The organism is Micromonospora chokoriensis (assembly GCF_000718555.1).
Taxonomy (GTDB): Bacteria; Actinomycetota; Actinomycetes; order Mycobacteriales; family Micromonosporaceae; genus Micromonospora; species Micromonospora chokoriensis_B.
This window is the reverse complement of sequence record NZ_JOAN01000017.1, coordinates 39,359-65,384: the sequence shown is the minus strand read 5'-3', so window position 1 is coordinate 65,384 and position 26,026 is coordinate 39,359. Positions and strand designations below refer to the sequence as shown.

31 protein-coding genes are annotated in these 26,026 nt (G+C 71.9%); 19 read left to right on the top strand and 12 right to left on the bottom strand.

The genetic code is table 11. The features are described 5' to 3' along the window. The first annotated feature begins 48 nt into the window (after positions 1-48). From IF46_RS0122805 to rsrA, 5 genes are all read left to right on the top strand, one after another. Positions 49-753 (top strand): SOS response-associated peptidase, encoded by a 705-nt coding sequence (locus IF46_RS0122805; protein ID WP_030490403.1) that lies wholly within the window; start codon positions 49-51, stop codon positions 751-753. A 194-nt stretch (positions 754-947) separates the two neighbouring features. Then, a complete protein-coding gene (locus tag IF46_RS0122800) occupies positions 948-1,340 on the top strand; it encodes a WhiB family transcriptional regulator (RefSeq protein WP_030490402.1) in 393 nt (130 codons plus the stop codon). Between the two features lie 51 nt (positions 1,341-1,391). Continuing rightward, positions 1,392-2,009: an alpha/beta family hydrolase gene (locus tag IF46_RS0122795; RefSeq protein ID WP_030490401.1), complete on the top strand. Its 618-nt coding sequence runs from the start codon at positions 1,392-1,394 to the stop codon at positions 2,007-2,009. Positions 2,010-2,244: 235 nt separating this feature from the next. Continuing rightward, positions 2,245-3,072: a sigma-70 family RNA polymerase sigma factor gene (locus IF46_RS0122790; RefSeq protein WP_030490400.1), complete on the top strand. Its 828-nt coding sequence runs from the start codon at positions 2,245-2,247 to the stop codon at positions 3,070-3,072. Between the two features lies 1 nt (position 3,073). After that, on the top strand, positions 3,074-3,361 hold the full coding sequence (gene rsrA, locus IF46_RS0122785; RefSeq protein ID WP_030490399.1) for a mycothiol system anti-sigma-R factor: 288 nt from the start codon (positions 3,074-3,076) through the stop codon (positions 3,359-3,361). 117 nt (positions 3,362-3,478) lie between these two features. On the opposite strand, the gene IF46_RS35775 is transcribed toward rsrA, so the two are convergent. After that, on the bottom strand, positions 3,479-3,553 hold the full coding sequence (locus tag IF46_RS35775; protein ID WP_369814844.1) for a 50S ribosomal protein bL37: 75 nt from the start codon (positions 3,551-3,553) through the stop codon (positions 3,479-3,481). Positions 3,554-3,775: 222 nt separating this feature from the next. On the opposite strand from IF46_RS35775, the gene IF46_RS0122775 reads away from it, so the two are divergent. Further along, the gene (locus IF46_RS0122775; protein ID WP_030490397.1) at positions 3,776-3,997 is read left to right on the top strand and encodes a biotin/lipoyl-binding carrier protein; all 222 of its coding nucleotides are present in this window, start codon (positions 3,776-3,778) and stop codon (positions 3,995-3,997) included. Beyond that, positions 3,994-4,503 (top strand): GNAT family N-acetyltransferase, encoded by a 510-nt coding sequence (locus IF46_RS0122770; protein ID WP_030490396.1) that lies wholly within the window; start codon positions 3,994-3,996, stop codon positions 4,501-4,503. The genes IF46_RS0122775 and IF46_RS0122770 overlap by 4 nt, the downstream gene beginning before the upstream one ends. Before the next feature lie 12 nt (positions 4,504-4,515). On the opposite strand, the gene IF46_RS0122765 is transcribed toward IF46_RS0122770, so the two are convergent. Next, positions 4,516-5,115, bottom strand: a complete 600-nt coding sequence (locus IF46_RS0122765; RefSeq protein ID WP_030490395.1) for a TetR/AcrR family transcriptional regulator — start codon at positions 5,113-5,115, stop codon at positions 4,516-4,518. A 112-nt stretch (positions 5,116-5,227) separates the two neighbouring features. On the opposite strand from IF46_RS0122765, the gene IF46_RS0122760 reads away from it, so the two are divergent. Further along, positions 5,228-6,811 (top strand): MDR family MFS transporter, encoded by a 1,584-nt coding sequence (locus IF46_RS0122760; RefSeq protein ID WP_030490394.1) that lies wholly within the window; start codon positions 5,228-5,230, stop codon positions 6,809-6,811. A 27-nt stretch (positions 6,812-6,838) separates the two neighbouring features. On the opposite strand, the gene IF46_RS0122755 is transcribed toward IF46_RS0122760, so the two are convergent. Beyond that, positions 6,839-8,680 (bottom strand): tetratricopeptide repeat protein, encoded by a 1,842-nt coding sequence (locus tag IF46_RS0122755; protein ID WP_051724088.1) that lies wholly within the window; start codon positions 8,678-8,680, stop codon positions 6,839-6,841. A 190-nt stretch (positions 8,681-8,870) separates the two neighbouring features. On the opposite strand from IF46_RS0122755, the gene IF46_RS0122750 reads away from it, so the two are divergent. Both IF46_RS0122750 and IF46_RS0122745 read left to right on the top strand, forming a co-directional pair. Further along, positions 8,871-9,902: an SIS domain-containing protein gene (locus IF46_RS0122750; protein WP_030490392.1), complete on the top strand. Its 1,032-nt coding sequence runs from the start codon at positions 8,871-8,873 to the stop codon at positions 9,900-9,902. Between the two features lie 25 nt (positions 9,903-9,927). Then, a complete protein-coding gene (locus tag IF46_RS0122745) occupies positions 9,928-11,520 on the top strand; it encodes a PAS domain-containing sensor histidine kinase (RefSeq protein ID WP_030490391.1) in 1,593 nt (530 codons plus the stop codon). 114 nt (positions 11,521-11,634) lie between these two features. Here IF46_RS0122745 and IF46_RS0122740 read toward each other — a convergent pair whose 3' ends face one another. Continuing rightward, entirely contained in the window at positions 11,635-13,143 is a 1,509-nt protein-coding gene (locus IF46_RS0122740; RefSeq protein ID WP_084598003.1) for a glycosyltransferase family 39 protein, read from the bottom strand. Positions 13,144-13,452: 309 nt separating this feature from the next. Here IF46_RS0122740 and IF46_RS0122735 point away from each other — a divergent pair, with 309 nt between their 5' ends. Genes IF46_RS0122735 through IF46_RS0122720 form a run of 4 tightly spaced genes read left to right on the top strand, consistent with a single transcriptional unit; the run spans position 13,453 to position 16,875 of the window. Beyond that, on the top strand, positions 13,453-15,165 hold the full coding sequence (locus IF46_RS0122735; RefSeq protein WP_030490389.1) for a nitrite/sulfite reductase: 1,713 nt from the start codon (positions 13,453-13,455) through the stop codon (positions 15,163-15,165). Next, positions 15,162-15,323: an IS1 family transposase gene (locus IF46_RS34870; RefSeq protein WP_124776219.1), complete on the top strand. Its 162-nt coding sequence runs from the start codon at positions 15,162-15,164 to the stop codon at positions 15,321-15,323. Before IF46_RS0122735 ends, IF46_RS34870 begins: the two co-directional genes overlap by 4 nt. Next, entirely contained in the window at positions 15,320-16,081 is a 762-nt protein-coding gene (locus IF46_RS0122725; protein ID WP_030490388.1) for a phosphoadenylyl-sulfate reductase, read from the top strand. The genes IF46_RS34870 and IF46_RS0122725 overlap by 4 nt, the downstream gene beginning before the upstream one ends. After that, positions 16,063-16,875, top strand: a complete 813-nt coding sequence (locus tag IF46_RS0122720) for a sirohydrochlorin chelatase (protein ID WP_420063585.1) — start codon at positions 16,063-16,065, stop codon at positions 16,873-16,875. Before IF46_RS0122725 ends, IF46_RS0122720 begins: the two co-directional genes overlap by 19 nt. A 73-nt stretch (positions 16,876-16,948) precedes the next feature. On the opposite strand, the gene IF46_RS0122715 is transcribed toward IF46_RS0122720, so the two are convergent. Further along, entirely contained in the window at positions 16,949-17,206 is a 258-nt protein-coding gene (locus IF46_RS0122715) for a WhiB family transcriptional regulator (RefSeq protein ID WP_007072794.1), read from the bottom strand. A gap of 447 nt (positions 17,207-17,653) precedes the next feature. Next, the gene (locus IF46_RS0122710) at positions 17,654-18,604 is read right to left on the bottom strand and encodes a diacylglycerol/lipid kinase family protein (protein WP_030490386.1); all 951 of its coding nucleotides are present in this window, start codon (positions 18,602-18,604) and stop codon (positions 17,654-17,656) included. Positions 18,605-18,647: 43 nt separating this feature from the next. Between IF46_RS0122710 and IF46_RS0122705 the strand changes: the two genes are divergently transcribed. Further along, positions 18,648-19,037: a hypothetical protein gene (locus tag IF46_RS0122705; RefSeq protein ID WP_030490385.1), complete on the top strand. Its 390-nt coding sequence runs from the start codon at positions 18,648-18,650 to the stop codon at positions 19,035-19,037. 22 nt (positions 19,038-19,059) lie between these two features. Here IF46_RS0122705 and IF46_RS0122700 read toward each other — a convergent pair whose 3' ends face one another. Genes IF46_RS0122700 through sodN form a run of 3 tightly spaced genes read right to left on the bottom strand, consistent with a single transcriptional unit; the run spans position 19,060 to position 20,418 of the window. Beyond that, positions 19,060-19,467: an ATP-binding protein gene (locus IF46_RS0122700; RefSeq protein ID WP_030336681.1), complete on the bottom strand. Its 408-nt coding sequence runs from the start codon at positions 19,465-19,467 to the stop codon at positions 19,060-19,062. 31 nt (positions 19,468-19,498) lie between these two features. Further along, entirely contained in the window at positions 19,499-20,017 is a 519-nt protein-coding gene (locus IF46_RS0122695; protein ID WP_030490384.1) for a GNAT family N-acetyltransferase, read from the bottom strand. Further along, positions 20,014-20,418 (bottom strand): superoxide dismutase, Ni, encoded by a 405-nt coding sequence (gene sodN / locus IF46_RS0122690; protein WP_030490383.1) that lies wholly within the window; start codon positions 20,416-20,418, stop codon positions 20,014-20,016. Before sodN ends, IF46_RS0122695 begins: the two co-directional genes overlap by 4 nt. An 84-nt stretch (positions 20,419-20,502) precedes the next feature. Between sodN and IF46_RS0122685 the strand changes: the two genes are divergently transcribed. The 3 genes from IF46_RS0122685 to IF46_RS0122675 all read left to right on the top strand — a co-directional run bounded on the left by IF46_RS0122685 (position 20,503) and on the right by IF46_RS0122675 (position 23,176). Next, positions 20,503-20,853, top strand: a complete 351-nt coding sequence (locus IF46_RS0122685; protein ID WP_030490382.1) for a S24/S26 family peptidase — start codon at positions 20,503-20,505, stop codon at positions 20,851-20,853. A 143-nt stretch (positions 20,854-20,996) separates the two neighbouring features. Then, positions 20,997-22,175, top strand: coding sequence for an NAD(P)-dependent malic enzyme (locus IF46_RS0122680; RefSeq protein ID WP_030490381.1), 1,179 nt, complete (start codon positions 20,997-20,999; stop codon positions 22,173-22,175). A 38-nt stretch (positions 22,176-22,213) separates the two neighbouring features. After that, the gene (locus IF46_RS0122675) at positions 22,214-23,176 is read left to right on the top strand and encodes a zinc-binding dehydrogenase (protein WP_030490380.1); all 963 of its coding nucleotides are present in this window, start codon (positions 22,214-22,216) and stop codon (positions 23,174-23,176) included. 32 nt (positions 23,177-23,208) lie between these two features. On the opposite strand, the gene IF46_RS0122670 is transcribed toward IF46_RS0122675, so the two are convergent. The 3 genes from IF46_RS0122670 to IF46_RS32740 all read right to left on the bottom strand — a co-directional run bounded on the left by IF46_RS0122670 (position 23,209) and on the right by IF46_RS32740 (position 25,698). Next, positions 23,209-24,174, bottom strand: a complete 966-nt coding sequence (locus IF46_RS0122670) for an alpha/beta hydrolase family protein (RefSeq protein ID WP_030490379.1) — start codon at positions 24,172-24,174, stop codon at positions 23,209-23,211. A gap of 68 nt (positions 24,175-24,242) precedes the next feature. Continuing rightward, entirely contained in the window at positions 24,243-24,773 is a 531-nt protein-coding gene (locus IF46_RS0122665) for a nucleotidyltransferase domain-containing protein (protein WP_030490378.1), read from the bottom strand. Positions 24,774-24,801: 28 nt separating this feature from the next. Next, positions 24,802-25,698 carry an alpha/beta hydrolase family protein gene (locus IF46_RS32740; protein WP_036392978.1) on the bottom strand — a complete coding sequence of 299 codons (897 nt, stop codon included), beginning with the start codon at positions 25,696-25,698 and terminating at the stop codon, positions 24,802-24,804. Between the two features lie 156 nt (positions 25,699-25,854). Between IF46_RS32740 and IF46_RS34865 the strand changes: the two genes are divergently transcribed. Beyond that, a complete protein-coding gene (locus IF46_RS34865; protein ID WP_198041508.1) occupies positions 25,855-26,025 on the top strand; it encodes a hypothetical protein in 171 nt (56 codons plus the stop codon). Position 26,026: the final 1 nt, after the last annotated feature.

Genomic DNA, 26,026 nt, shown 5'->3' with positions numbered 1-26,026 from the left:
GGTTGGCGGGACAGCCGACCGGGCCTCCGACGCGTTAGCGTGTGCCCCATGTGCGGCAGGTACGCGACGACCCGGAGCTCCGGCGAGCTGAGCGCGCTGTTCGAGTCGTCCGACGACTCCGACGGCTCGGTCCGCGCTGATCACAACGTCGCGCCGACCGACCCGGTGCCGCTGGTCCGGGTCAGCCCGGAGGGGCACCGCAGCCTCTGTGTCGGTCGCTGGGGGCTGCTGCCGCACTGGTCCCGGTCCGCCTCCGGGGCCGCCCGCATGATCAACGCGCGGGCGGAGACGGTGGCCACCAGCCGGGCGTACGCCGGGTCCTTCTCCCGTCGCCGCTGCCTGGTCCCGGCCGACGGCTGGTACGAGTGGGTCCGTCGGCCCGACGGCGGGCGACAGGCGTACTTCATGACTCCCCGGGACGGCTCGGTGCTCGCGCTGGCCGGCATCTGGTCGCTCTGGGAGTCCGGTGCCGACGCCCGGCTCACCTTCAGCGTGCTGACCACCGCGGCGCTCGGCGAACTGGCCGAGGTGCACGACCGGATGCCGGTGCTGCTGCCACCCGAGCGGTGGTCGTCGTGGCTGGCGTCGACCGACGAGCCGGGGCGGCTGCTCACCCCGGCGTCGGCGGAGCAGTTGGCGGGGTTGGAAATCCGCCCGGTGGGTGCGGCGGTGGGCGACGTGCGCAACGACGGGCCGCATTTGACCGCGCGGGTGGCGTCGACGCCGACAACGCAGAAGTTGACCCTGTTCTGAGCCCGGCGCATCGTCGGGCACCGATTTGCCAGGGTTCCGCGCGATTCGTCGCCTAGCTGTTCAGTCATGTTCCCGGCAGACCCTTGTCCCCGTGTCGTGAAGTGCGATAGAACACAGCGCCGGTAGTGGCTGTCGATTCGCACGGGGCGGACGACGTCCACCGATTTTGCCGGTCCCACGGGGGAGGTGGGTGGATGACACGGGCACGTATGCCGCGTCCGCACGAGGTGGCTGCGGCGCAGCGAGATCCGCGACTGCTCAAGGCGGTGCGGGACCGGCGACAGGACGACGCGTGGCGCACCAGAGGCACCTGCCAGAGCGTCGATCCGGAGACATTCTTTCCAGCACCGAACGAGCCGGCGGACGCCGCCGTCGCGCTGTGCCGCAGTTGTGACGTGCAGGGGTCCTGCCTGGCCTGGGCTCTCGACGTCGGTGACTGCCATGGCGTGTGGGGCGGCACCACACCGCGCGAACGACGGGCGATGCTGGTCGCCTGGCGGGGCGAGGTCGAGCCCGACCCGGACGCCATCGACGACGCCGGCCCGCCGGTGCGAGATCGCCTGCTCGCCCTGGTCCCGCTGAGCTGATCGGCGGCCCGGTTCGCACCCGTGCCCGGTCCGGCGGCGCAGAATGGGTCGGTGCCGTCCTGCAACGAGATCGACACCCCGCGCGGTCCGGCGCGGATCGACACTGACCTGCCGGTTGGCCCGGCCGTCGCCCTGCTCGTCCTCGGGCACGGTGCGGGCGGCAGCGTCGACGCGCCCGACCTGCTCGCGGTCCGGGACGCGTCGGTCGCGGCCGGCCTGGTGGTGGTCCGGGTGACCCAGCCCTACCGGGTCGCCGGTCGACGCGCGCCGGCACCGGCAGGTCACCTCGACGAAGCCTGGGCAGCGGTGCTCGCCGTGCTGCGTGACCGGCACGCCGACGTGCCGGCGGTGGTGGTCGGCGGGCGTTCCAGTGGCGCCCGGGTGGCCTGCCGGACGGCCCGTGCGGTGGGTGCGGTCGGCGTGCTCGCGTTGGCCTTCCCGCTGCACCCGCCCGGGCGTCCGGAACGCTCGCGGGCCGCCGAACTGGCCACTGGCCTGCCGACACTTGTCGTCAACGGCGACCGGGACCCGTTCGGGACGCCGGAGCCGGGGCCGGCCGTGCAGGTGGTGAGCCGTCCGGGTGAGACGCACGATCTACGCCGGGATCCGGCCGGGACAGCGGCCGCCGTGCGGGACTGGCTCTCCGCCCAGGGCTGGGCGGCCGACTGATCCGTCGCGGCCGGCTCGCCCGGTCGACCGTTTCCGGTGCTGGGCGCGGGTCGTTGCATCCGATGGTGCCGCCGGCCCGATTCGGTCCGGTGACGCCAGTCCTCCCAGGCCCTTCCTGGTCCCAGCGCCGGCCGCCGTCGGGGCCGGGACCAGGAACGGGAGGGCCGGCCGGAATGCCCCAGTGGTCATCTCGCGTTACTACCCCCGGACGACTTTTCTGCGAGGGGGGTGACCGGTGCCAACCGAGACACAAAGCCTGGAACAGGACGAACGTGACGCCCGGCAGCTGAAGCGGCTACTGGATGGCCCGGAGTGGCCCGTGACGGCGGGTTCGGGCGGGTTGGGTGCGGTGAGCACGGGCACACCAGCCGGAAGTGAATCTACGGGCAGGTCCGTGCGCGTATCCTCGGCGGGAAAGCATCCGACGCGAGGGGATGTGCGGTTGACCACCGAGAAGACGGACGAGCGCAGGGCCCGATTCGAGCGGGACGCGATGCCATTCGTCGATCAGCTCTACGCTGCTGGGCTGCGGATGACGCGTAACCCGGCGGATGCCGAGGACCTGGTCCAGGAGACCTACCTGAAGGCCTACGCGGCCTTCCACCAGTTCGAGCAGGGCACGAACCTGAAGGCCTGGCTCTACCGGATCCTGACCAACACCTACATCAACTCCTACCGCAAGCGGCAGCGCCAGCCGATCCAGGCGCCCACCGAGGAGATCACCGACTGGCAGCTCGCCGAGGCCGAGTCGCACACCTCCAGCGGGTTGCGCTCCGCCGAGACGGAGGCACTGGACCGGCTGCCGGACAGCGACGTCAAGGAAGCCCTCCAGCAGTTGCCGGAGGAGTTCCGCCTGGCTGTCTACCTCACCGATGTCGAGGGCTTCTCCTACAAGGAGGTCGCGGACATCATGGGCACGCCGATCGGCACCGTGATGTCGCGTTTGCACCGCGGCCGTCGTAATCTGCGCAAGCTGCTTGAGCGCTACGCGGGTGAGCGGGGCTTCAGTGCGGCCCGCACCTCGAAGGGCTCGACCGCCGCCGCTGCCAGCCGGGAGGTGTGACGTGAGCTGTGGGGAGCCGCACGAGACGGACTGCCGCGAAGTGCTCGCGGAGGTGTATCTCTACCTGGATCTGGAGTGCGCCGACGAGCGCCGCTCGCTGATCCGGCACCACCTGGACGAGTGCGGGCCCTGCCTGCGCGAGTACGGCCTCGAGCAGGAGGTACGAGCGCTGGTGGCTCGCTGCTGCGGCAACGAGACCGCGCCGGACCAGCTGCGCGAGCGGCTGCGCGTCAAGCTCACCGAGTTGGTGGTCTTCGAGACCAGCGACTCCCGTGAGCTGGCCGACTGAGCGTCGGCACCGCTAGCAAGACCGGTGGCCCGGGTCGATGTCGACCCGGGCCACCGGTGTGCCCGGCCTCGGCCGGGTCGGGCTGATCGGCGACGGGCCGCCGGCCCGTCGATCCGTTCAGGAGTTGGGACGCTTGCCGTGGTTGGCGGCGCTCTTCTTACGGGCCTTCTTCTTACGGGACTTCTTCGCCATAGCTGACCTCCTCGTGATGGGTCGGATCCGTCCTGCGCACGACCTCGGCGCCGATGCACCCACCGGCGGTCCGGCGTCGGGTCCGACCCGCTGATGGTAGTGCGGTCGACACCCGCCACCTTCCCCAGGGCGGGCCTGCTATCCCCGCCGTGCCGCTGCGCGCCCACCGCCGGTCGACGCATGATTGGATACATCGGCAGGCACATCGCGAAGAGGGAGGGCCTGGACATGGCCGAGGAGATCCGCGCCGAGATGGTGGCCAACGTCTGGAAGGTCGTCGCGACGGCTGGTGACACGGTGGCCGAGGGCGACACCCTGGTGATCCTCGAGTCGATGAAGATGGAGATCCCGGTCATCGCCGAGTCCGATGGTGTGCTCCAGCAGCTCGCCGTCCACGAGGGCGATGTCGTGCAGGACGGTGACCTGATCGCGGTGATCGCTTGACCGGGTTGCGGGTCCGTTCGGCCGAGTCGGCCGACTTCCCCGCGGTGGCCCGGCTGACCGTGGCCGCGTACGAGGCGGATGGCCAGCTCAAGGGCGAGCACGGTTACGGCGAGGTGCTGGCCGACGTGTCGACCCGAGCCGCCAGCGGCGAGGTGCTGGTCGCGGTCGACGAGGTGACCGAGGCGGTGCTCGGTTCGGTCACGTTCGTGCTGCCGGGCACCCCGTTCGCCGAGCTGTCCGGGCCGGGCGAGGCGGAGTTCCGGATGCTCGCGGTCGACCCCGGCGCGCAGGGGCGGGGTGTCGGTGCCGCGCTGGTCGAGGCGTGTGTCGACCGGGCGACCGAGTTGGGTTGCACGGCGGTGGTGATCTGCGTCCGGGCCGGGATGGCCGATCCGGCGCACCGGCTCTACGCGCGGCGTGGGTTCGTCCGCTCGCCGGAGAAGGACTGGACGCCGGTGCCGGGCGTGGACCTGCTCGGCCTGCGGCTGGAGTTGACGCGCGGCTGAGCCGCCACCCGATCAGCGCATCTCGGCAGTAGCCGCGCCTTGGTCCGGGTCCGTGCCGATGACGGCCAGCAACTCGTCGGCCACCTCTAGGGCGATCTTGCGGCGGTCGTCGTCGGTCATGTGCGGGGCTCGGAGCGCGAACCAGCTGCCGTGCACCGCGAACAGGGAGAGCGTGGCGCGCAGTTGGGCGACGGGGGAGTCGTCACCACGGCACAGCGCCTCGGCGAGATTCATCATCCGGCCGCGCATCTGCTGGCCGGAGGCGAGGCTCTTCAGCACGGTCTGGTTCTGTTCGAAGAAGCGCATCACCGACGGCATCTCGCCGCCGAACATCGTGTCGGCGTAGCGGGAGATGAGCTCGCGCCGGGTGGCCAGGGTCGCGGGCTGCGACTCGGCCCACGCGGTCAGCGCGTCCATCTGTTCCAGCCGGTCCTCGACGAAGCTGGCGACGATGTCGTCCTTGCTCTTGAAGTGGTAGTAGAGCGCGGCCTTGGTGACGTTGAGCCGCTCGGCGATCTCCCGGAGCGAGGTCTTCTCGTACCCCTGCTCGGTGAAGAGCTCGAGCGCGACGGCCTTGATCCGCTCCCGTGTCCCGCCTGTGCTCTCCCTCACGCGCGCCCCCCAATTGGCTTGACCGTTGCTTGGTACCCAACTTACCGTGCGGCTAGTAAGGTGACTAGCCGGGCGGCAAGTAAGTGCGGCAATCCTCGGGGGGAGCTTACCCATGACTCAGGCAACGCAGACCGGCGCGAGACCCAACAACATCAGGGTCGTGCTGTTCGGGCTGATGATCGCGATGATGCTCGCGATGCTCGACAACATGATCGTCAGCACCGCGTTACCGCGGATCGTGGGCGAGTTTGGCGGCCTCAACCACTTCACCTGGGTGGTCACCGCGTACGTCCTGGGCACCACCGTCTCGACCCCGATCTGGGGCAAGCTCGGTGACCTCTACGGCCGCAAGTCGGTCTTCCTGACCTCGGTCGTCGTCTTCCTGGTCGGCTCCGCCCTCTGTGGCATGGCCGGCTCCGACATGCTCGGTGGCCCGCAGGACGGAATGGTCCAGCTCATCGCCTTCCGTGCCGTGCAGGGCCTCGGCGCCGGCGGCCTCATGGTCGGTGTGATGGCGATCATCGGTGACCTGGTCCCGCCCCGCGAGCGCGGGCGCTACCAGGGCATGATCGCCGGCATCATGGCCATCGCCATGGTGGCCGGCCCGCTGGCCGGCGGCTTCATCACCGACCACCTCTCCTGGCGGTGGGCGTTCTACGTGAACCTGCCGCTGGGTGGCGTCGCGCTGCTCGTGCTGATCACCACGATGCACCTGCCGAAGTACCGGACCGAGCACCGGATCGACTGGCTCGGCGCCGGGCTGCTCTCGGTCGGCATCACCGCGATCGTGCTCATCACCACCTGGGGCGGCAACGAGTACGACTGGGTGTCACTGCCGATCTTCGGCCTGGCCGTGTTGGGCATCGTCGCGTTGGTGGCGTTCGGGCTGGTGGAGCGCCGCGTCCAGGAGCCGATCCTCCCGTTGGCGCTCTTCGCCAACCGTAACTTCGCGCTGATCTCCGTGATCGGCTTCCTGCTCGGCTTCGCGATGTTCGGCGCGATGAACTTCCTGCCGCTCTACCAGCAGACCGTGCAGGGTGCGTCGGCCACCAACAGCGGTCTGCTGCTGCTGCCGCTGATGTTCGGCATGCTTGTCGTCTCGCTGGTCATCGGCCGGGCGATCACCCGCAACGGCCGGTACCGGGCGTACCCGATCATCGGTGGCGTGGTGATGACCGGGGGCATGGCGCTGCTGTCCATGCTCGACACCGACACCAGCAAGCTGATGTCCTCGCTCTACATGATCGTGCTCGGCGTCGGTATGGGCTTCCTCATGCAGACGTCGATGCTGATCGCGCAGAACAGCGTGGAGCAGAAGGACCTCGGCGCGGCCAGTGGCGCGGCGACCTTCTTCCGGTCGATCGGCGGCTCGTTCGGCATCTCGCTCTTCGGTGCGATCTTCGCCAACCGGTTGGCCAGCTCCGCCGCCGGTGACGCCTTCGGCGGCAAGTCCGGCGGCGAGATGGACCTGGCGAAACTCAAGGCGCTGCCCCCCGCGGTCCGCGAGGCGGTGCTCGGCGGTCTCGCCGACTCGATCTCGCACGTCTTCCTCTGGGCCGTGCTGTTCACCATCGCGATCCCGGTGCTCGCCTGGTTCATCAAGGAGATCCCGCTGCGCACCGCGAACGAGGCACCCCCGCAGGCCACCCCGGAGGAGGACGCCGAGGTCGCCCTCGGCAAGGCCCCGGTCGCCTGACCAACCCCGAACGCGCCGCGTCGACCGTCACGGTCGGCGCGGCGCACCCCTGTTCAGGCGCTGCCAGAGACGGCGCAGCGGGTTGCGGGGGCGGGGGAGTCGGGTGGGGCGTGTGCCCAGCAACTCGGTGGCCAGGGCCGCGGTCGCCGGGTCCAACTGCGGGGCGGCGAGTGCCAGGTGAGCCAGCGAAGCAGCGATCGGCACCGGCCGGGTTCGTGCCACGGCAACCGCGTCGGCCAGCCGCTCCGCCACCACCCGCGCCACGTCCGAGCGCACCGAGGGGTCGACCCAGGCGGCGGTGACCAGGGCGAACAGCGCCGCCTCGGTGACCCAGTCCTCGACGCCCCAGATCAGATCGAGCAGCACCCGGCGTCGGGTGGAACCCTCCCACGGCTCGTCGGTGCGGTGGTGCAGCAGCCCCAGGCAGGCCCACACCTGCACCCCACGGACCCAGACCGACGGGTCGTGGGCGGCCAGCAGGCGACCCACCGCGTTGGCCGGCGCCGCCGGCGGGTGCACCAGCAGGCCGAGCAGATCGTCCAGGTCGAGGCCGGCCAGACCCACCGCCGCGTCGTACGCCGCCGGTGGGTGCGCCCACGCCGGGTGGGCGATCTGCGCGATCCGCTCGACCGCCGTCGCCGAGGGCGCGGGGAGCGCGGGCTGGGGGACGGCGTCCGCGTAGTGCCACAACCGCGCAGCGGTCGCCCGTCGGGGCTCGCGCGGGTCGGGCTCCGGTGTGCCCACGACCTCGATCCGCAGCCCCGGGGCGGTGGAGATCGCCGTCCCGACCGCGCTCGGCGGAGCGGCGGCGGGTAGCCGTACGGCGCTGCCGAGGCCGTTGTCGTCGTCGGCCACCGCCTGACGCATTGCGTCGACAAGTGGCCCGCCGGCCGGCGTGAGTTGGCCGAGCCAGGGCCGACCTCGGCAGCACTGGGCCAGGTCGCCGTGCTCGTGGCTGTCGTCCGGGTGGTCCCGCACGAAATCGGCGAGCGCGACCAGGTGGGCGAGGTCACCGTCGCGCAGGTGCCGCAGGCGGTGGGCGGTGTGCACCGCGCAGTCGAACGACGGATCGCGCGCCAGTGCCCGCTCGGTCCACTCCAGCGCCTCGTCCAGCCGGCCGATCTCCGCCAGGGTTCCGGCGATGTCCGCGTAGATCGCCAGGTCGTCGGGGTCCAGCTCGACGGCCCGACCGAGGGCCGCGAGGCCGTCGCGGGTCCGGCCCGAGCTGCGGTACGCGTACCCGAGCCACACCTCGCCCATCTTGGACGGTTGTGCGCGTACTCCTCGGGTGGCCCAGCGGACCGCCAGCTCGACCTCACCGAGCCGCCGGGCCAGCGCGGACGCCGCGCCGAGCAGCAGGCCGTGTTCGGGGTGGACGGTGGCCGCGTTGCGGGCGAGCGTGAGGTACGGCGTCAGCGGGGCCCGGCCGACCCGGGGCACCGGGTCGGGCAGTGCGGCGCAGACCTGCATGAGGACCCGGGCGACGTGCTCCGGGTCCAGCCGTTCGGCCAGCTCGGGAGCGGTGACCCAGGGCACGCCGGCCCACTCCGTGCCGGGTGCGTAGGCGGTCGCCGCGGCCAGCAGCTCCAGCCCTTCGGCGGGGCGGCCGGCGGTGGCGAGGAGGTGGGCACGGGCGACGACCGCACCGACGAAGGTGTGGTGGTTGATCGGGAAGAGGTCGAGGCCGCCGCCGTTCGTCGCGGCGAGCCGGGCCAGCGTCTCGTGCACCTCCGGGAGGGTGGGCGCCCGGGCCAACGCGCCGGCCAGGTGGCCGGCGGCGTGGTGCAGGTCGCCCTCGTCGAGTGCCAGCCGGGCCAGCGCCAGCTCCTCCGTCACGGAGAGCGCGGGGTCGTCCGTTCCCTCGGGCACGTCGTCCTCTCGTCGCGCGGGTAGACCGGGTACGTCGGGGAAAGCTTAGTTGATATTGAGATCATTCGGTGATCATCTGCGCACTCTTGCTCGTTCGGTTGCTTGAGCGCGCTCAAAAGTGCAAGACTGAGCAAGAATCGCGCGGCAACCGCGCAAGAGGGGAGTGACCGTGACTCGTGCAGGGGCTGGAATGGCCGCCGACATCAAGGAGCAGCCGGCCGGCTACGCGCGCCTGCTCTCCGCTGCCAACGCTGCGGAGATCGCCCGAGTGGCGGCGGTCATCGCCGAACGTCGGCCGCGGCACGTGGTCTTCACCGCACGGGGCACCTCGGATCACGCGGCGCTCTACGGGGCCTACCTGACCGAGATCCGCCTCGGCCTGCCCGCCGGGCTCGCCTCGCCCAGCGTCGTCACCCTGTACGGGGCCCGACCCGACCTCTCCGACGCGCTTGTCGTCGGGGTCAGCCAGAGCGGCGGCTCGCCCGACCTCGCCGAGGTGCTGCGTGCCGCCCGAGCCTCCGGGGCGCTGACCCTCGCGGTGACCAACGCCCCCGATTCGCCGCTTGTCGACGTGGCCGAGCTGAGCGTCGACATCGCCGCCGGGCACGAGCGGGCGGTGGCCGCCACCAAGACGTACACCGCCGAGCTGCTCGCCCTGCTGATGCTTGTGGAGGGGATCCGGGCCGGTGACGGCGTGCTCCCGGCGGCCGAACGGGAGGCGCTCGACGCGCTGCCCGAGCTGGCCGACCGCACCCTGGCCGACGACACCCCGGCTCAGCTCGCCCCGCGCTACCGGTTCGCCCGTCAGCTCGTCACCACCGGCCGGGGGTACGCCTACCCGACGGCCCGGGAGGCCGCGCTGAAGCTGATGGAGACCTCCTACCTGCCAGCGCTCGCCTTCTCCGGCGCCGACCTGCTGCACGGCCCGCTCGCGATGACCGACCCGGAGGTGCCGGTGCTCGCCGTGGTTGGCTCCGGCCCCGGCGGCCGGTCGATGGGCGAGGTGCTGCCCCGCCTCGGCGAACGCCGCGCCGACGTCGTGGTGGTCGGCTCCGCCGATGTGCCGGGCGCCACCCGGCTGGCCGTTCCCGAGGTCGACGAGCGGTACGCCCCGCTGCTGGACATCCTGCCGATGCAGCGGTTGGCGCTGGCCCTGGCGCTCACCCGAGGTGAGGATCCGGACGCGCCGCGCGGGTTGAAGAAGGTCACCGCGACGATGTGAGGCGCGGCGTGGCACCCTGGTCACCGTGTCCACGCTGCGCGACCTCGCCGAGGAGCACACCCATCTCCGTCCGGCCGACATCGACCACCTGCACCGGATCGCCGGCGACTGGCAGTTGCTCTCCGATCTTTCCTTCGCTGACCTGCTGCTCTGGGTGCCGGTCGACGCCGACGGCACGTTCCTCTGCGTCGCCCAGGTCCGCCCGACCACCGCACCGACCGCCTACCAGGACGACCAGGTGGGTCGGATCGTCGGCGGGCCGGAGGTGGCACACCTTCAGGTGGCGTACTCCCAGGGCCGGATCTGGCGCGAGGGCGACCCGGTCTGGTACGGCGACGTGCCGGCCCGGCACGAGGCGATCCCGGTCCGGCTGCGTACCGCCGAAGGGGAGGCCGGTGAGGTGATCGCCGTGGTGGGGCGGGACACCAACCTCTCCACCGCGCGTACGCCCAGCCAGCTGGAGCTCAACTACCTGACCACTGCCGACGACCTGGCGCAGATGATCGCGGACGGCACCTTCCCGCCGCCCCGGCATCCGGGCGAGACCACCTCGGCGCCCCGGGTCGGCGACGGCCTGGTCCGGCTCGATGCCGGCGGCAAGGTCACCTACGCCAGCCCGAACGCGCAGTCCGCGTACCGCCGGTTGGGTTACGCCTCCCACCTGGTGGGGGAGGACCTGGCCGCGCTGCACCGCCGGCTGGCCGGTGACCCGCTGGACGGCACCGAGGCATCGAACGGCATCCTGGCCGCGCTGCGCGGTGAGGCGCCGCCCCGCCGGGAGATCGACGCCCGCGGTGCCACGATGCTCACCCGGGCGCTGCCGCTGATGCCGGCCGGCGTGCCGATCGGCGCGCTGGTGCTGGTCCGGGACATCACCGAGGTCCGTCGCCGGGACCGAGCCCTGATCACCAAGGACGCCACGATCCGGGAGATCCACCACCGGGTGAAGAACAACCTCCAGACCGTTGCCGCGCTGCTGAGGTTGCAGGCCCGCCGGGTGTCGATGCCGGAGGCGCGGGTCGCCCTGGAGGAGTCGGTTCGCCGGGTCGCCTCGATCGCCCTGGTGCACGAGACGCTCTCCATGTCCAGCGACGAGGCGGTCGAGTTCGACGGCATCGTCGACCGGGTGGCCAGCGCGGCGACCGAGGTCGCGGCAACCGAGGTGAGCGTCGGCATGCGGCGGCGGGGCAGCTTCGGTGTGTTGCCAGCGGAGATCGCCACCTCGCTGGTGATGGTCCTCAACGAGTTGCTGCTCAACGCCGTCGAGCACGGCTTCCCGCCGGCCGACGAGGCCGACGAGCCCCCCACCCCCGCCGCCTCGGGCATGGTGCCGGTCGCCGCCCCCGAGGTCGACCCGTCGCTGCGCCCCGAGGTGGTGGTCTCGGCGCACCGGTTCCGCAAGATGCTGCACGTCTCGGTGACCGACAACGGCCGCGGCCTGCCACCGGACTTCGACGCCGAACGCGGCAGCCGGCTCGGTCTCCAGATCGTCCGAGCCCTGGTCACCGGGGAGCTGCGCGGCACCATCGAGCTGCGGGCCGGTGCCAACGGCGGCACCGAGGCCGTGCTTGTCGTCCCGCTGGCGCGCAACGCCAACGACGGCCGCTCACAACCCTGACCGCCGCCCCGATCCGCCCGGGGAACGGACATCGGAACGAGTGTGATGACGGTGAGTCATCACGATGACCTACCGTCATCATGCTCATCGTGGTGGGCGGGTTGGGTGAGTGGGTCAGCGGTCCGGCCGGCTGGTCAGCAGGGCGACGGTCAAGCCGGGGCGCTGCCAGACCTGGGCGACGGTGAAGTCCGCGCGGAGCGCCTCGCCCTTGGCGCCGGGCACGGCGGCCAGCGGCTCGGCGTGCCGGCCGGAGACGACCAGCCACACCCGTGTCGTGCCGGCCAGGCATTGCGCCGGTTGGGGGCACTCGGCGGCCCACAGGTCGCCCCGGCGGACCTCGTCCTCGGTGACCAGCACGTCGCGGGGCGGGTCGTCGAGGTGGTACTCGATGCCGAGGTCGAGGAAGAGCCAGCTGTGCCGGGGCGAGTAGACCACCGCGTCCCCCGGCCGCTGACCGTCGCCGATCACCCGGGCCGCCCCCGCGTAGTCCACCGGCGCGCTGCGCGGCCACTCGTGGGTCCGTCGCAGCGCGGCCTGGTCGGGTAGGCCGAGCAGCCCGGCCAGGACCACCACGACGAGCGCGGCCGGCGCGGCCACGGCGGCCAGCGCGGTGCCCGCCAGCAGGCACGCGAAGGGCACCACGAAGACCAGGTACCGGGGCACCCAGAGCGGCACGACCGTGCCGGCGGCGAAGAGCAGCAGGACGGGCAGCAGCACCGCGCTCACCGGCAGCACCGAACGCCGTCCGAGTCGGGCCGCACCCAGCGCGGCGACCCCGACCAGCAGGCCACCCACCACGCTGCTCTGGGTGACGCCGCCGGGCAGTGCGGTGAGGTCGTCCAGCCGGGCCAGGTGGACCCAGTTCAACTGCCGGGACTGCTGGGTCCGGGCCTTGACCAGCAGCGGGCCGGCCAACAACGCGACCGGCACCACGGCCACCAACCACCGCCACACCCGCCGGTCCCGCGCAGCGCCGTGCTGGTCCCGGCTGGCGACGCCGGCCTCGGCCGGGCCGCGCCACCAGGCGATGAGGACGACAAGCGCGTGCGCGGCGAGCAGAGTGAGCGCGATCAGGTGGATGAGCCCGAGCGCGGCGACGGCGACCGCGTAACCGGCCCACCGGGCCCAACTCGGTCGACGTAGCGCGATCACCAGCAGCAGCGTGGCGAGCACGGCGAGCATGGTGGCCAGCGCGTACGGGCGAGCCTCCTGCCCGTAGCGGGAGGTGCCGGGGAGCACCGCGAACAACAGCCCGGCGAAGAGGCCGCCGCGCCGGTCGACGAGCCGCGCGCCGAGCACGGCGAGCAGCCCGGCGGCCACTGTCATCGCCAACACCGCCGGTACGCGCAGGGCGATAGTGGAGTCGCCGAAGACGCTGGTCCAGACGTGCATCAGCAGGTAGTACGGGCCGGTCGCGGCGTCGATGGTGCCGGCCAGTCGGGCCAGGTCGCCGGGCGACCGGGTGGCCGCGCTCCACGTCGCCAGCTCGTCGCGCCAGAGCTGGGCTGAGCCCAGCCCGGTCACTGTCACCGCCAGGGTCAACAGCGCCGGGGGGAGCCAGACCGGCAGGCGGCGCAGGCGCTCCCACGCCGCCCCGGCCGACCTCTCGGACAATTGCCCCACAGTGCGAGCCTGCCACGCTCCCTGGCCCGTGATGTGGGATCTGGCACGCGGACATTGGCCGGTCCCCATGGGGTGTGGCAGCATGGGCCTCATGACCGCCGCAGTCGTCCGCCGCTTCGTGGCACGTCGCCACGTTGATTACGGCCGCGTGCGCAGCGCGATCTGTCCGGCCAACTGACGACGCCCGACCATTCTGTCTCGGGCGCGCTCCGCGCCGGCTGTCTCAGACACCGTTGTCCCGCCCGCTTCGCCGGGCCGGCCGCCGCGCCCGCGTACCCAGAGGCACAGCAGACAACGGAGGACGCCGCGATGGCGGTCAGCAGCATCCCGGCCCGTTCCGAGGACCCGACGGCTCGCCCGGCCCGAACGCCGCGCCGACCGCGGGGTGAGGGGCAGTGGGCGCTCGGCCACCGCGAGCCGCTCAACCCCAACGAGCGGATCAAGAAGGACGACGACCCGCTCAACGTCCGGGCCCGGATCGAGAACATCTACGCGCACCGCGGCTTCGCCTCGATCGACCCGCAGGACCTGCGTGGCCGGTTCCGCTGGTGGGGCCTCTACACCCAGCGCAAGGCGGGCATCGACGGCGGGCGCACCGCCGTGCTGGAGCCGCACGAGCTGGAGGACGAGTTCTTCATGCTCCGGGTCCGCATCGACGGCGGTCAGCTCAGCCTGGCCCAGCTGCGGGTGATCGCGGACATCTCCCGGGAGTTCGCCCGGGACACCGCCGACATCACCGACCGGCAGAACATCCAGTACCACTGGATCCGGGTCGAGGACATGCCGGAGATCTGGCGCCGGCTGGAGGCGGTCGGCCTGCAGACCACCGAGGCGTGTGGCGACTGCCCACGGATCGTGCTGGGCAGCCCGGTCGCCGGGGTGGCCCGCGACGAGCTGCTCGACCCGACCCCGGCGGTCGACGAGATCGTCTCCCGCTACGTCGGGGACAAGCAGTTCTCCAACCTGCCCCGCAAGTTCAAGACGTCGATCTCCTGGCTGGTGGACACCCCGTACGAGTCGAACGACATCGCCTTCCTCGGCGTCGACCACCCCGAGCACGGGCCCGGCTTCGACGTCTGGGTCGGTGGGGGTCTCTCTACCAACCCGATGCTCGCCAAGCGGCTCGGCGTCTGGGTGCCGCTGACCGAGGTGCCGGACGTGTGGGCCGGCGTGGTCGGGATCTTCCGCGACTACGGCTACCGCCGACTGCGCAACCGGGCCCGGTTGAAGTTCCTGGTGGCCGACTGGGGCGTGGAGCGCTTCCGCGAGGTCCTGGAGAAGGACTACCTCGGTCGTACGCTGCTCGACGGCCCGGCGCCGACCCTGCCGTCGAAGCCGGTCGACCACGTGGGCGTGCACGAGCAGGCCGACGGGCGGCACTACGTGGGCGCCGCCCCGGTGGTCGGGCGGGTCTCCGGCGCGCAGCTCAGCCAGTTGGCCGACGTGGTCGAGGCGCACGGCAGCGACCGGGTGCGGCTCACCCCGTACCAGAAGCTGCTGGTGCTCGACGTGCCGTCGGAGCGGACGGAGTCGCTTGTCGACGCGCTGCGCGGGATCGGCCTGGAGGCCCGGCCGTCGGCCTGGCGGCGCGGCACGATGGCGTGCACCGGCATCGAGTACTGCAAGCTCGCCATCGTCGAGACCAAGGCGCGTGGCGAGGAGTTGGTGGCCCGGCTGGAGCAGCGACTGCGCGACTTCGATGCGGACATCTCGATCCACATCAACGGCTGCCCGAACGCCTGCGCGCGTACCCAGGTGGCCGACATCGGCCTCAAGGGTCAACTGGTGGTCGGCCCGGACGGCCGGCAGGTCGAGGGCTTCCAGGTGCACCTGGGCGGCGGGCTGGGCATGGCCCAGGGGCAGACCGCCGGTTTCGGCCGCAAGCTACGCGGCCTGAAGACCACCGCCGAAGAGCTTCCGGAGTACGTGGAACGGCTGGCCCGTCGTTACCTGGCCGGTCGGAGCGAGGGCGAGACGTTCGCCAACTGGGTGATCAGAGTCGACGAGGAGGCACTGCGGTGAGCAGCGAGAACCGAGCGGCACCTCTGTACTGCCCGTACTGCGGCGAGGAAGACCTGCGGCCGCACGAGGCGGGGCACGGCGCCTGGGAGTGCCATGCCTGCACCCGGGTCTTCTCGGTGAAGTTCACCGGGCTGCTCAGTCGGACGGTGACGTCATGAGTCTCCTCTCAGCCGCGAGCCTGCGCCTGGTGGGCCCGGCCGGCCCGACGGCGGCCGACCCGGCCCGGCGCGGCCCGGACGAGCTGCGGGCGCTGGCCGAGCAGGCCGCTCGGGATCTGGAGGGCGCCCCGGCGCTGGAGATCGCCCGGTGGGCGGCGCAGACCTTCGGCGACCGGTTCTGCGTCACCAGCTCGATGGCCGACGCCGTGCTGGCACACCTGGTGTCCCGGGTGGCCCCGGGGGTGGACGTGGTCTTCCTCGACACCGGCCTGCACTTCCCCGAGACGCTACGGGTGCGCGACGAGGTCGCCCGGACGCTGCCGGTGAACGTCCGGTCGATCCGGCCCCGACTCACCGTCGGCCAGCAGGACGGCCAGTACGGTCCTCGGCTGTTCAACAAGTCGCCGGACGACTGCTGCCAGCTACGCAAGGTGGAGCCGCTGGAGCGGGCGCTGACCGGGTACGACGCCTGGGCTGCCGGTCTGCGGCGGGACGAGTCGCCGAGCCGGGCCAACACGCCGGTGGTGACCTTCGACGCGCGCCGCGGCAAGGTCAAGGTCAACCCGATCGCGGCGTGGTCGCAGCAGGATGTGGACGCCTACATCGCCCGCTTCAACGTGCCGGTCAACGAGCTGTTCAAGCAGGGCTACGGTTCGATCGGCTGCTGGCCGTGCACCCGCCGCACGAAGGCCGGTGAGGACGCGCGGGCCGGCCGGTGGGCCATGTTCGAGAAGACCGAGTGCGGGCTGCACGTCTGACCTCCCCGGCGACCACCCTGACCGGCCCCGACGCGGCCGGCGGGGCGGCCCCGGTGGTGCTTGTCGCGCACGGCAGCCGTGATCCACGAGCGGCCGAGGCCACCCGGGCACTGGCCCGGGCGGTGTCGGCGGCTCGACCGGGCACACCGGTGTGGGCGAGTTGGCTGGACCACACCGAGCCGGGGCCGACCAAGGTGCTGCGCGACCTGGCCGTGGCCGGTCACCGGCGGGCGGTGCTGGTGCCGCTGCTGCTGACCGCCGCGTACCACCATCGGGTGGACATTCCGGCGGCGGTCGCCGCAGCGACGCAGGACGGGCCGCCGCTGACGGTACGGGTGACCGATGTGCTCGGCCCGACGGACGACACACCTGATCCTGGGCTGCTGGCCGGGCTGCGCCGTCGGCTGGGTGAGACGCAACCGGGCCGCTTCGACGCGGTGGTGCTGGCTGCGGCGGGCACCCGGGACGCGCGGGCACGCCGCTCGGTTGGCCGGGTCGCCGACGCGCTCGGCGGGCAGCTCGGGGTGCCCTGTCGGGTGGCGTACGCCTCGGCGGCTCCACCGGCGGCCGGTGTGGCGGTGTCCCGCCTCCGGGCATCCGGCGCGCGTCGGGTCGCGGTGTCCGCGTACTTCCTGGCACCGGGGTTGTTCCATGACGCGGTGGCCGAGGCGGCTCGGGCGGCCGGCGCGGTGGCGGTCGCCGCGCCGTTGACCGACGCGCCGGAGTTGGTCGAGTTGGTGCTGCGCCGGGTCGACGACCGGCCCGACGGGCATTCGGTGGCGACTGCGGGCTGATCTGATCCGGCGCCGGACAGCGGAACGCCCCGGCGGGCGAACCCGCCGGGGCGTACAGCTGTGTCGTTGGTGATCAGGCGGAGTGAGCGCGCAGCACCCGGAGACCGCCGCGCCGCTTGACAGCGCGCCGCTCCTCTTCGCTCATTCCGCCCCAGACGCCGGCGTCCTGACCAGACTCGAGTGCCCACTGCAGGCACTGGTCGGTCACGGAGCAGCGCCTGCAGACGGCCTTGGCCTGCTCGACTTGCAGGAGAGCCGGTCCGGACGTCCCAATCGGGAAGAACAGCTCCGGGTCCTCGTCGCGGCAGACAGCATGGTGACGCCAGTCCATGGCGGCAACACTCCTCATTCTGGATGGGTGGCAACAATTGCTTGTCGTGCTTTTCCTATATGCATCCGCAGTGCCGAGGTGACCGTTAGCGTTCGTCTATTCGGCAGTGCGTGAGCAGGCGGCCAGCGCCGGGGACCTGCTGGAACAGCTCAACCTGACGAGCATATCCAGGCAATGTCCCGGTAACTCAAGTTCGCTTGTGAATACTTTCACGATCAGTCGTGATGTCAAGGGTGACGCTCGGAAAAACTCCGGGCGGTGAGCAAGCCCACAACCCATTTGTCCGGGTTCCAGTGTTTTCCTGGTTACCCGCCGTGCCACAGTCGAGGATCAATATAGTACAGTCCGCGTGACATTGCTGACATTTCCGGCACCTGCCCCTCGGTGTGGCGGTGACCAAGTCGATCGGCTGTGGCCACCGTGTCGACCTAGGGCAGTACCCGAGACCTAGCAGATTACTCTCAGTGCGGCGGGAACGGAGGTGAATCTGACTTTCTCCCGCTCGCCGAGATAGTCCCCGTCCAGCTGGAACGCCTGCGGACGGCTGGAGAGCAGCGTGAACTCCGCTGTGTCATGCAGTCGTAACACCTGTCGGCCGCGCGGATTCGCTTGCCGGGACAGGAACTGCGTCACTGTCCGTGTTGTGCTAGCCACCCGGAGCTGACGCAACGCCAGCACATCCAGCCCCAGGTCGAACGACGCCGCCGGGTTCGGGTTGACCTCCCGGTCGCCCAGGTACGTCCAGGGCGCCGTGTTCTGGATGATGACGGTGGCCAGCTCGGCCTCCGCCGGCTCACCCGGACGCTCCAGGACGATCGCCGGGTGCCGCCGGTCCGAGGCGAGGAAGTACTGGTTCATGATCGAACGCAGATAGAGCGACGGCGTGGACACCCGGCCCTTCCGCCGGGCCTGCTCCACCCGGTGGATCACCGCGGCGTCCAGGCCGAACCCGGCGCAGAAGGTGAAGTAGCGGTCGTCGGCGCGGCCCAGCCCCACCGTCCGGCTCCGGCCCAGCCGCAGCCCTTCCAGGATCATGCTGGTCGCCTCCGGCCACTCCCGAGGCAGACCCACCGCGCGGGCGAACACGTTTGTCGAGCCACCGGGCACGGTCGCCAGGGCGGGCAGTCGCTGCGCCAGCGGGGCGTCGTCGGCGCGGGTCGGCGGCTCGGCCGTCATCAGGCCGTTCACCACCTCGTTCACCGTGCCGTCGCCACCCAGGGTGACGACCAGGTCGACGCCTTCCGCGGCTGCCTCCCGGGCCAGCGCCACGGCGTGCCCGCGCCGACGGGTGTAGCGCACGCTGAGGTCAACTTCGCTGCGCAGCGCCCGGACGAGCACGTCCCGGCTGCGTTCGCTGGTGGTGGTGGCCTTCGGATTGACCACCAGGACGGCCCGCATGGGCGGCACTGTACCTCTCGGCAGCCCGGGTATCGTGGCGCGCGTGACCATCGACTCGGCGCCGTTTCCCGTCACGCTCCGCTGGGCGGTCCGGCTGCTGTGGGCAGAGGCGGCCGCCGTCGGGCTGATCGCCGTCTGGCTGGTCTGGGCCGACCTCACTGCCACCCGCACCGATCTGCTGGCGGCGGCGCTGGTGACCGTGTTCGCCATCGGGGCGGCGGTCGCGCTCTGGGCGCTGGGCCGTGCGCTGCTGCGCCGTCAGGCGGGTGCACGCGCACCCGCGATCGTGCTTCAGCTGATGCTGCTGCCGATCGGGTGGTTCATGATCCAGGCTGGGATGGCGTGGCTGGGCGTGCCGTTGATGGCGCTCGGCCTGGGCGTGGCTTGGCTGCTGGTCAGCCCGCCGACTACCCGCGCACTCGGCTTCGAGTGACCGCCGGCGTGCGCCGGGCCGGTCAGTAGCCGCCGGAGCGGCGGGTGAGCAGCGCGATCGTGGCCCGACCGTCGGCAGACGTGGCGGACGCCGAGGTGGTCAGCGCGGTCAGCACCTTCCAGGCGAAGGACGACTCGGCGGGCAGGGTGGCACCGCGCACGGTCGGCACGGTCACCTCGACGGTCAACGCGTCCTCGGTGACCGCGAAGCGGCACTCCAACTCGGCGTCGCGGGTGGCGATGGCGAGCAGCATGGCGCACGCCTCGTCGACAGCGATCCGCAGATCCTCGATCTCGTCGAGCGCGAACTGCAACCGGGCCGCGAGACCGGCGGTGGCGGTGCGAAGCACGCCGAGGTAACCGCCGTCGGCAGGCACCGTGAGGTGCACCACGTCATCGTCGGTCGCTGGCTGGCCAGTCAGTTGAGTCACGCTCATCCCCCCGGTCGGGGACTCTACCCGGTCAGTCGTCCGTACGCGTGCCGGCGGTGGCGTGCTCGGCCAGCTCGCCGAGCGCGTCGCCGCTGAGCCGGTAGGGAACCCACTCGCTCATCTGCTCCGCGCCGATCGAGGCGTAGAAGCCGGCGGCCGGGTTCCAGTCGATCATCCACCACTCCAGCCGCTGGTAGCCGCGTCGTACGCAGATGTCGGCCAGCGTGGCGAGCAGCAGTCGGCCGGCGCCGGTGCCCCGGGCGGCCGGCCGGACGTAGAGGTCCTCCAAATAGATGCCGTGCACACCGGCCCAGGTGGAGAAGTTGAGGAACCACAGCGCGAAGCCGACCGGCTCGTCGTGCTCGTCCACCGCGACGTGACCGAAGAGCGCCGGAGCAGTCGTGAAGAGAGCTGAGGTCAACTGCTCGGTGGTGAGGTGGCACTGCTCCGGGGCCCGTTCGTACTCGGCCAGCTCGTGCACCATGGCGACGACGGCCGGCACGTCCTCGGGACGTGCCGGCCGAATCGTTGGAATGACCGGGGAGGTCACGCCTTCTTGGTCTCCCAGAAGATCTTCGAGATCTCATCGATCTTCGCGAGCAGCTTGTCGGCGGTGGCCGGGTCGAGGCTGCCCTTGACGCCACCGGCGCCGGCGAGCTTGGTGGCCTCGTTGAACAGGCTGTGCAGGTTCGGGTACTTCTCGAAGTGCGGCGGCTTGAAGTAGTCGGTCCAGAGCACCCAGAGGTGGTGCTTGACCAGCTCGGCGCGCTGCTCCTTGATGATGACGGCGCGGGTGCGGAACTCCGGGTCGGTGTTCGACTGGTACTTCTCGCAGATCATTTTGACCGATTCGGCCTCGATCCGGGCCTGAGCCGGGTCGTAGACACCGCACGGCAGGTCGCAGTGAGCGCTCGCGGTGACGCGGGGCGCAAGGATGCGCGGAAGTCGCATCGGGATCCTCCATGGGAAGTTTGCGATGATCAAAGGCGACATTACTCCTGGGAGTGCTCCCCGAACCGGGTGGAGGTGAAACCAGTGGCCGCCGATCACCCTGCTGAGGCCCCCCGGTTGCGCGGGCCACTGACCGCCGTCCTGGTGACCGGCCCATCCATGGCGCCGACGTTGCGGCACGGCGACGCGGTGCTGGTCCGCCCCGGTGGCCGTCCGATCCGGGCCGGCGACGTGGTGGTCGCGGTCTTCCGGACCCGGCCCGATCTGCTGGTGGTGAAGCGTGCGGTCCGGCCGCAGGACGGCGGCTGGTGGCTGCGGGGAGACAACGACCTGATCACCGATGACTCCCGGGCGTACGGGGTGGCCGATGTGCGCGCACGGGTGGTGGCCCGCTACTGGCCACGCCCCGGACGGGTGCCTCGTCGCCGGTTATGACCCTGCTCACATCCGAGGGGTGGTGTCGACACTATGCTCGGAACGTGCCCGGGTGACCCCCGCACCGCGCGCCACCGCTCGCCGCCCACTCGCGGCGAGGCCCGGCCGCCCACATCTGCTCGACAGATCCTGGAGTCACCACCATGTCTTCGTCCACCGTGGACCCCGCTGATCCCGTCTTCGCGCTGCACCGGGGCGGCAAGATGGCCGTCACCTCGACCGTGCCGCTCACCAGCCGGGAGGACCTCTCCCTGGCGTACACCCCGGGGGTGGCCCGGGTGTGTGAGGCGATCGCCGCCGACCCCGCCCTGGTAGATGACTACACCTGGGTGTCGCACACGGTCGCGGTGGTCACCGACGGCTCGGCGGTGCTCGGGCTGGGCAACATCGGCCCCCGCGCCGCCCTGCCGGTGATGGAGGGCAAGGCGGTGCTGTTCAAGCAGTTCGCCGGGGTGGACGCGGTGCCGGTGTGCCTGGACACCCAGGACGTGGACGAGATCGTCGCGGTGGTGCGGGCGCTGGCCCCCTCGTTCGGTGGGATCAACCTGGAGGACATCAGCGCGCCGCGCTGCTTCGAGATCGAGCGCCGACTCGACGAGGCGCTGGACATTCCGGTCTTCCACGACGACCAGCACGGCACCGCCATCGTGGTGCTCGCCGCGCTGCGCAACGCCGCGGCGCTGCTCGATCGCAAGCTCGGTGACCTGCGGGTGGCGGTGAGCGGCGCGGGCGCGGCCGGCGTCGCCGTGACGAAGATGCTGATCGCCGGGGGCGTCAACCCGGACCAGGTGGTGGTCTGTGACTCCAAGGGGATCATCGGCCGACACCGCACCGAGCTGACCGGCACCAAGGCCGAGCTGGCGGCGAGCACCAACGCCGACGGCCGCCACGGCGACATCACCGAGGCGCTGCGCGACGCGGACGTGCTGATCGGTGTCTCCGGCGGGCAGATCCCCGAGGCGGCGGTGGCTCGGATGGCGCCCGGCGGGATCGTGTTCGCGTTGGCGAACCCGACCCCCGAGGTGCACCCCGAGGTGGCCGCCCGGCACGTCGCGGTGGTCGCCACCGGGCGTAGCGACTACCCCAACCAGATCAACAACGTGCTGGCCTTCCCCGGGGTGTTCCGTGGTGCGCTGGATGCCGGCGCCACCCGGATCACCGAGGCGATGAAGGTCGCCGCCGCGGACGCCATCGCCGGTGTGGTGGCCGAGTCGCTGACCGCCGACGCGATCGTTCCGTCACCGCTCGACCCGCGCGTCGCGCCGGCCGTGGCCGAGGCGGTCGCCGAAGCCGCCCGCCGCGACGGCGTCGCCCGCCGGTAGACGGAGGAGCCTTCTTAACGAGCGCTCAGCTTGTTACCGTGCCGATCATGCGTGCTGCCTTTGCCTCCCACTTCGACGACGCCGATCCGCTCGCCGCGCTCACCGTCGGCGAGCGGCCCGAGCCAACCCCTCCGGCCGACGACTGGGTGACCGTGCAGTTGCGGGCCACCTCGCTCAACCACCACGACCTCTGGTCTCTGCGCGGGGTGGGTCTCACCGAGGCCCAACTGCCGATGATCCTCGGCTGCGACGCGGTCGGGCTGGACCCGGAGGGGCGCCCGGTGGTCGTGTACCCGGTGGTCGTCACCCCGGGTGACCCGCGCGGGGTCTCCATCCTCTCCGAGTACTTCCCCGGAACGCTCGCCGAGCGGGTGGCCGTACCCCGATCGAACCTGATCCCGCTGCCCGACGGCATGGCGGCGACCGACGCGGCGTGCCTGCCCACGGCCTGGCTGACGGCGTGGCGGATGCTGACCACCAAGGGCCGCGTCGCGGACGCCGACAGCGTGCTGGTGCAAGGCGCGGGCGGCGGCGTGGCCACCGCGGCCGTCGCGCTCGCCGTGGCGATGGGCAAGCGGGTGTACGCGACCAGCCGCGACGCCGGCAAGCGCGACCGCATCTCGGCCCTCGGCGCCACCGCGCTGGAACCCGGTGCCCGGCTGCCGGAACGCGTCGACGTGGTGATCGAGACGGTCGGTGCGGCCACCTTCGACCACTCGCTGAAGTCGGCCGCGCCGATGGCCCGGATCGTGGTCTCCGGCGCGACCGCCGGGCACGAGCCGACGGTCAACCTGCGCCGGGTCTTCGCGATGCAGTTGGAGATCCTGGGCACCTCGATGGGCACGCCCGGTGAGCTGTACGAGCTGTTGGCGTTCTGTGCCGACAACGAGGTGCGCCCGGTGGTGGACAGCGTCATCCCGTTCAGTCGGGTCGAGGACGCCTTCGCCCGCCTGCACTCCGGCGATGCCTTCGGCAAGATCGTCATCGACCACGAGGCCTGACGCGCGCCGCGCGGCGGGCCGGCGCGGGTGGCTCAGAGGTGGTCGTCGAAGGTGGCGATGTCGCCGCGCGTCGCGTCGGTGGAGATGCGCTTCTTGGCGTCGGCGTCGCCGTAGAGCGACCAGCGGAGAAACTCGACCGACGTGTCCGAGACGACCCGCAGCGTCGCGCCATCGCTGAGCAGCGCCCGCCCGTGGTCGCCCTTCGGCAGGCTCAGCATCGCCTTGGGCCAGGGCACCTTGTCGTACGCCGCCTTGCCCGCCGCGTACTCGACCACCTTGTCCAGCTCACCGTGCACGAACAACTGCGGCGCTGCCGCCCCGGCGAACGCGGTGCCCACGCCGAGCGCCGTGCCCGCGAACACCACGCCCGCGTCCAGCCGCTCGTCCCGAGAGGCGGTGAAGAGGCCGATGGTGGTCACCCCGCCCGCCGAGTGCCCGGCCGCGGCCACCCGCTCGCTGTCCAACCGACCGCGCAGCGAGTCACCGGCCTTGCCGTCCAACGCCAACACCTGATCCAACGCGTACGACACGTCGGCCGGCTGGTTGAGCACGTCGAGGACGTTGTTGTCGCTACCCCGGGAGGTGCGCGGGAACGTCGGCGCGGCCACCACGAAACCCGCCGCCGCCCACCGGGTCAGCAGCGTGGCATAGTCGTCCGGCCGCCCGCCCAGGCCGTGACTGAACATCACCACCGGGAACCGGCCCGCCGCGGCCGCCGCCGACCGCTTGGCCGCGCCGCCGGACTGCCCGGCCGCCGGGTACCAGAGCGTCGTCGGCAGCGCACGGCCGTCCCGGTCCAACTTCAGCTGGCGTACGCCGACCGCGAAGGCGCGCTGCGGGGCCTTCCCGGCTGGGACCTGCGGTGTCGGCGTGGCAGCGGGGGGTGGTTCGACGGGCGACTGCTGGCCCTCGGTCTTCCGGGCGTCCGCTGAGCAGCCGACCAGACCGGCCATGAGCACGGCGCTGGCGACCAGTGCGGGGGTGACTCGACGCGGCATGAATCCGATTGTGCCTTGCCCGGCAGACCTGCCCGGTGGACTTCGACGCGGTGTGCCCGCCCGCTCACTCAGCGCTGCCCGGCCGGGCCGACCTCGCGCAGTCGGGCCAGGTCGTCGGCGTCCTTCGGGCGGCGGGGACGCTCCGGCATCCAGACCGGGTACATCTGCTTGAACTCGATCTGGGCCGCCACCGAGATCGTCGGCACGGTGAGCGGGCCGATCCGGCCGGGCGGGGCGTCCAGCATTCCGGCCGGCAGCGGGGTGCCGGCCCACGATCCGGAGCCCACGGTCGGTTGGCCGGCAGCGTCCCGACCGAGGTACGCGAGGCTGACCTCCACGTCTCCGACGAACAGGTCGAGCTGCAACTCCACCGGCATCCGTGGGTCGGGACGCCAGCCCCGGGCCAGCAGCAGGTCGGCGAGCCGGCCCGCGTCGTCGCGCCAGCAGTACCAGTCGACGTCGACGTGCGGGCGGGTCACCGCGCCGAGCTGGAAGTCCATCGCCCAGCCGCCGCGCAGCCACACCGGCATGCCGCCCGCCCCGGCCACCGCGACCACCTCGGCGATGCTCGCCAACTGCCGGCGCGTGATCTCGTCCACCGGGCCACCGTACCGACGCGCGGCCGGGTCAGTGGGCCGGGCGGGACTCGTAACGGGTCAGGGCGGGGGAGTGGGCGTCGGTGGGGAGGCGGGCCCCGGCGGCCTGGTCGCCGTAGAGGGTCCAGCGCAGGAAGTCGGTGGTGGTGGCGAGGACCGGGGCGAAACCCGGGTGGCCCGGCGTCAGGTACGCGCCGTGGTCCTGGCCCAGCAGGCTGAGGAACGCGGCCGGCCCGGGGGTACGCGCGTACGCGGCCCGGCCGACCGTCACCGGCACCACCGGGTCGGCGGTGCCGTGCACGAAGAGCACCGGCGCGGCCGGCCCGGCGAAGCTGCCCGGCAGCCCGCCGCCAGCGATCACGATCCCGGCGCGTAACCGGGCGGGGTGGCCCTCGCTGAACATGCCGGAGGTGGTGAAGCCGCCCGCCGAGTGCCCGGCGGCGGCGATCGAGGTCAGGTCGAGGTGCCCGGCGAGGGGATCGGCGCGGGTCCGGTCGAGGGCGCTCAGGTGCCGGATCAGCCGCCATGCGTCGGCCGGCTGGTGGCGTACGTCGGCCCGGGTGAAGTGCGCGGCACCCTGTCGGGTGTGCGGGTAAGCGGGTGCCGCCACCACGAACCCGGCCGCCGCCCAGCGGGTGGTCAGCCCGGCGTGCAGCTCGGGCCGGCTGCCCAGCCCGTGGCTGTAGATCACCACCGGGAACCGCCCGGCCGCCACCTGATCGGCCGACGCCGGGTGCCAGATCGTCACTGGCAGGGGGCGGGCCGAGTGCGGATCGAGGGTGAACGTACGCACGCCGACGGCGTACGACCCCTCAGGCGCCCGACGTGCCGACACCGACCCCGCGGCCTCGCCGGCCACGGCCGTGGCCGGCGCACAGCCGGCCAGCAACGCTGTCATCAGTACGGCCAGCAGCCGGCCTGCCCCCATCGTTCTACGGTAGGTGCCCGGGTGGGCGTAGCGGCCCCGCCGTCCGGCTCGGGTGCGGCCGCCACCCGGTCGGGTCACCTCCGCCGGCCGGGTCCAACCTGGGAAGACATGGGCCGGGGCAGGTGCCGCGCAACCGGCTTCGCTAGGGTCTCCGGCATGTCTGAGAACTACACCGACCCCAGTGGCAACACCGAGGCGTTCCGCGCCTTCATTCATGCTCCAGAGAGGGTCGCGCCGGTGGAGACACCGTCCCGACTGCCGTTGATCATCGGTGGGGCGGTGGTCGTCGTGCTCCTGATCGCCGTTGTCGCCTGGCTGGCGCTCTGAG

Excerpts from the sequence above, each read along its gene's own strand:
- IF46_RS0122805 (WP_030490403.1), top strand. The coding sequence starts at position 49 with ATGTGCGGCAGGTACGCGACGACCCGGAGCTCCGGCGAGCTGAGCGCG.
- IF46_RS0122800 (WP_030490402.1), top strand. The coding sequence starts at position 948 with ATGACACGGGCACGTATGCCGCGTCCGCACGAGGTGGCTGCGGCGCAG.
- IF46_RS0122760 (WP_030490394.1), top strand. The coding sequence starts at position 5,228 with ATGACTCAGGCAACGCAGACCGGCGCGAGACCCAACAACATCAGGGTC.
- IF46_RS0122750 (WP_030490392.1), top strand. The coding sequence starts at position 8,871 with ATGGCCGCCGACATCAAGGAGCAGCCGGCCGGCTACGCGCGCCTGCTC.
- IF46_RS0122735 (WP_030490389.1), top strand. The coding sequence starts at position 13,453 with ATGGCGGTCAGCAGCATCCCGGCCCGTTCCGAGGACCCGACGGCTCGC.
- IF46_RS0122725 (WP_030490388.1), top strand. The coding sequence starts at position 15,320 with ATGAGTCTCCTCTCAGCCGCGAGCCTGCGCCTGGTGGGCCCGGCCGGC.
- IF46_RS0122715 (WP_007072794.1), bottom strand. The coding sequence starts at position 17,206 with ATGGACTGGCGTCACCATGCTGTCTGCCGCGACGAGGACCCGGAGCTG.
- IF46_RS0122710 (WP_030490386.1), bottom strand. The coding sequence starts at position 18,604 with ATGCGGGCCGTCCTGGTGGTCAATCCGAAGGCCACCACCACCAGCGAA.
- sodN (WP_030490383.1), bottom strand. The coding sequence starts at position 20,418 with ATGCGACTTCCGCGCATCCTTGCGCCCCGCGTCACCGCGAGCGCTCAC.
- IF46_RS0122680 (WP_030490381.1), top strand. The coding sequence starts at position 20,997 with ATGTCTTCGTCCACCGTGGACCCCGCTGATCCCGTCTTCGCGCTGCAC.
- IF46_RS0122670 (WP_030490379.1), bottom strand. The coding sequence starts at position 24,174 with ATGCCGCGTCGAGTCACCCCCGCACTGGTCGCCAGCGCCGTGCTCATG.
- IF46_RS32740 (WP_036392978.1), bottom strand. The coding sequence starts at position 25,698 with ATGGGGGCAGGCCGGCTGCTGGCCGTACTGATGACAGCGTTGCTGGCC.
- IF46_RS34865 (WP_198041508.1), top strand. The coding sequence starts at position 25,855 with ATGTCTGAGAACTACACCGACCCCAGTGGCAACACCGAGGCGTTCCGC.